Consider the following 3,980-nt stretch of genomic DNA (forward strand, 5'->3'; position numbering starts at 1 on the left):
GACGCTGCCCAAGCAGTTCTGGGACGAGACCACGATGCAGATCTCGCCGGTGATCGCCGCTGTCTCGACGCTGCTGTTCGTGTTCATCTCCATTCTGATTTCCATTGCCGACCGCTTGCGTCGTCGAAGCACGGCATCCTGAGCCATTCAAATTTAGAGAAAATCGTATGTCGCTGACGTCTCAATCCTTGCATGGCATCCTGCCCGCGATTCCCACGCCGGTGAATCCGGACGATACCATCCACGTCGATGCCACCCGCGCCTTGCTGCGCTATCTGCTCGAACAGGGCATCGACGGCGTACTGCCGCTGGGCGGCACGGGCGAATACGGCGCGCTGTCGAGCGAGCAGCGCGTGCGCATGGTCGACCTGACCGCGCGCGAAGCAGCGGGCCGCATTCCGGTGGTCGCCGGCGTGCTCGATCCGGGATATCACGATGCAATGAAAGCCGCGAAGGACTTCGCCGCCGCCGGCGCCGACGCCTTGCTCGTGCTGACGCCGTATTACACGAACCCGACGCAGGCCGGCATCCGCGATTACTTTCTGCGCTACGCCGACGAATCCCCTGTGCCCATCCTGCTGTACGAAATCCCGTACCGCACGCGTATCGCGATTGCGCCCGAGGTCATTCATGAGTTGTCGAAGCATGAACGCATCATCGGCATGAAGGCGTGCAACACCGACATGTATCACTTCCTGCGCGTAGTCGCGGGCGTCGATGATTCCTTCGCGGTGTTGAGCGGTGAAGACACCTTGTTCCCGCTCCACGTGGCGGCGGGGGCGCGGGGCGGTATCGTCGTGACGGCGTCGCTGTTGCCGACGGCATGGCGCCGTATCTTCGAACTCGCCAGCGCAGGCAAGACGCAGGAAGCGCTCGCGATGCATCGCTCGCTGATCCCGCTGATGAACCTCGCGTTCGCCGAAACCAATCCGGGCCCGATGAAGTCGGTCATGGACCTGATCGGCGTGAATGCGCCGGACATGCTCGCGCCGCTGGTTCGTGCCGACGACACGCTGTCGGGCAACCTGCGCGCCGAGCTGAGGAAGCAGCTGGCGATCTTCGAAGGACGCTGATCAGCGGCGCGACATCGGCAGCCGCGACTTCGAGATGGAGGTCGCGGCGACCTGTACGTGCTTGACCAGTTCCGCCTCGACACGCTCGATGGTCCAGCGCGTGGTGGGCACCGAGATGTTGACGGCGGCCACAGCGGTGCCGTCATGATCGGTGATCGGCGCGGCCACGGCGATGTCGCCCAGCACGGTTTCATTCTCGATGACGCTATAGCCCCGGCGCGATGCCTGATGCACGCGTTCGAGCAGCTTCTTCTGATCGGTTTCGGTATAGGGCGTCATGCGTTCGAGCGGTGTGCGCGACATGACGGCCTTCAGCTGCTTCTCGGGAAGACGCGAAAGAATGGCGATGCCGGACGCCGTATAAAGCGCGGGAAGACGCGCGCCCAGCGCGATATCCACGTTGAAGAGATGGCGGCCGGGAAAGCGCGCGACAAACACGATCTCATTGCCGTCGATCTCGTGCAGGTTCGTGGTTTCGCCGAGATGACGGCTGATGTCGAGCAAATAAGGCGAGGCTTTATCGATCAGCTCGTTGGCGCGGATGTAGTTATACGAAAACTGCAGAACCTTGGTCGTGAGACGGTAGTCGCGCGTTTCAGGCACACGCGCCAGATAGCCGAGCGCTTCGAGCGTATGAACGATGCGTTGCGCGGCGCTGCGGTCCAGCGACGAAGCCTTGGCGAGATCTGCAAGCGTCATCTGCCGGTTCGGACCGTCGAAGGCGTGCAGCACACGGAAGGTCTTTTCAGCGGAACCGACGAACAGCGAAGAGCGCTCGCCGGATGCTTCGCGCGTGCTGCGCGCAGACGTGGATGATGCCTTGGGCATGGGGCCAATGATTGTATTCCGATGGCTTCGATTGTAGTTCAATCAAAGATGCTTAACTCAGGAAAACGATATGAAATTCGCCTTCATCGGCGCAGGTAATCTCGCTTCGGCTTTGATGGGCGGACTCATTCGACGAGGCGCAACCCCGCATGACCTGCTGGCCGTCGATCCCGACGAAAGCAAGCGGCAAGCAGCCGCGCAGGAACTGGGTGTCGCTACGGCGGAGCGCCTTGCATCGGCGGAAGGCGTCGATGCAGTCGTGCTCGCCGTGAAGCCGCAAATTCTGGAGAAGGTGTGCGCCGCGCTTGCTCCGTTGCTCAAGCGGCAACTCGTCATCAGCGTCGCGGCGGGCGTGCGCATCGCGGATATCTCGCGTTGGCTCGGCGGCTACGCGGCCATCGTCCGGTCGATGCCGAACACGCCCGCGTTGATCGGCATGGGCATGACGGGACTGCACGCGGCGCCAGACGTGACGCCCGACATGCGCGAGCAGGCGAATGCCGTCATGAGTTCGGTGGGCGCTACGCTGTGGGTCGAGCACGAAGCACAACTCGATGCGGTCACGGCAGTGTCGGGAAGCGGGCCGGCCTACGTGTTCTATTTCATCGAATCATTGATCGCTGCGGGCGAAAGCGCCGGGCTCGATGCCGGGCAGGCGCGCACGCTGGCGCTGGAGACGTTCTTCGGTGCATCGGCGCTGGCGCGGCAGTCGGGTGAAACGGCGGCAGTGTTGCGCGAGCGGGTGACGTCGAAGGGCGGCACGACGGCGGCCGCGCTGGCCTCGTTCGAACAGTCCGGCATCAAGGAAGAAATCGGGCGCGGCGTGCGTGCGGCACAGGCGCGCTCGGATGAACTGGCCCGCGAACTGGGCGCGCAGTAAAGATAATTTCACTCTCATCTCAAGCTTATGAAAGTTATCGTAACCGTCAAACGCGTGGTGGATTACAACGTGAAGGTGCGCGTGAAGTCGGACAACACGGGCGTGGAACTCGCCAACGTGAAGATGTCGATGAACCCGTTCGATGAAATCGCCGTTGAGGAAGCAGTGCGTCTGAAGGAAGCGGGCATCGCGACTGAAGTGATCGCCGTGTCGTGCGGTGTGACGCAATGTCAGGAAACCTTGCGCACGGCGCTTGCCATCGGTGCGGATCGCGCGGTGCTGGTGGAGACGGCGGAAGAGCTTCAGCCGCTCGCCGTCGCGAAGATCCTGAAGGCGTTGATCGATCAGGAAAAGCCTGAGCTCGTCATTCTCGGCAAGCAGGCTATCGATGACGATTCGAATCAGACCGGTCAGATGCTCGCTGCCTTGGCGGGGTTGCCGCAAGCGACGTTCGCCTCGAAAGTCGTGATTGCCGATGGCCGCGCTTCTGTCTCACGCGAAGTGGATGGCGGTGCGGAAACGCTGTCGCTGAAGCTGCCGGCAATCATCACGACGGACTTGCGCCTGAACGAGCCGCGTTACGTCACGCTGCCGAACATCATGAAGGCGAAGAAGAAGCCGTTGAGCACGATGACGCCTGCCGAACTCGGCGTCGATGTTGCGCCGCGGTTGAAGACGCTGAAGGTCGTCGAGCCGCCGAAGCGCCGCGCCGGTATCGCGGTGCCCGACGTGAAGACCCTGGTCGAGAAGCTGAAGAACGAAGCGAAGGTGATCTGAACATGACGATTCTGGTAATTGCGGAACACGACAACGCGTCGATCAAGGCAGCCACGCTGAATACGGTTGCAGCGGCCACAAAGATCGGCGGCGACGTGCATGTGCTGGTCGCAGGCTTTAACGCGCAAGGTGCAGCGGATGCCGCCGCGAAGATTGCAGGCGTGGCCACAGTCCTGCTCGCCGATGCGCCTCAACTTGCCGACGGCCTCGCGGAAAACGTCGAAGGCACGGTGCTGAACATCGCGAAGGACTATTCGCACATCCTCGCGCCGGCTACGGCTTACGGCAAGAACATCGCGCCGCGGATCGCCGCGCATCTCGACGTCGCGCAGATCAGCGACATCACCGCCGTCGACAGCGCGGATACTTTCGAGCGTCCGATCTACGCGGGCAATGCCATCGCGACGGTGCAATCGAGCGAT

At 62.3% G+C, this 3,980-nt stretch carries 4 protein-coding genes and 1 pseudogene; 4 read left to right on the top strand and 1 reads right to left on the bottom strand.

Annotation, left to right across the window (positions count from 1 at the left end; all coding sequences use genetic code 11):
• Positions 1-167: 167 nt before the first annotated feature.
• On the top strand, positions 168-1,073 hold the full coding sequence (dapA, locus tag QCE62_RS34865) for a 4-hydroxy-tetrahydrodipicolinate synthase (RefSeq protein WP_309927962.1): 906 nt from the start codon (positions 168-170) through the stop codon (positions 1,071-1,073).
• Here the strand turns inward: dapA and QCE62_RS34870 are convergent, their stop codons facing one another.
• Positions 1,074-1,901 (bottom strand): IclR family transcriptional regulator, encoded by an 828-nt coding sequence (locus QCE62_RS34870; protein ID WP_250510646.1) that lies wholly within the window; start codon positions 1,899-1,901, stop codon positions 1,074-1,076.
• 70 nt (positions 1,902-1,971) lie between these two features.
• Between QCE62_RS34870 and proC the strand changes: the two genes are divergently transcribed.
• From proC to QCE62_RS34885, 3 genes and pseudogenes are all read left to right on the top strand, one after another.
• Positions 1,972-2,781, top strand: coding sequence for a pyrroline-5-carboxylate reductase (gene proC / locus QCE62_RS34875; RefSeq protein WP_309927963.1), 810 nt, complete (start codon positions 1,972-1,974; stop codon positions 2,779-2,781).
• Between the two features lie 27 nt (positions 2,782-2,808).
• Positions 2,809-3,558, top strand: a complete 750-nt coding sequence (locus QCE62_RS34880) for an electron transfer flavoprotein subunit beta/FixA family protein (RefSeq protein ID WP_309927965.1) — start codon at positions 2,809-2,811, stop codon at positions 3,556-3,558.
• A gap of 2 nt (positions 3,559-3,560) precedes the next feature.
• Positions 3,561-3,980 (top strand): annotated as a pseudogene (locus QCE62_RS34885) (electron transfer flavoprotein subunit alpha/FixB family protein); the annotation flags it as partial.

Source organism: Caballeronia sp. LZ033, from assembly GCF_031451265.1.
Classification (GTDB): domain Bacteria; phylum Pseudomonadota; class Gammaproteobacteria; order Burkholderiales; family Burkholderiaceae; genus Caballeronia.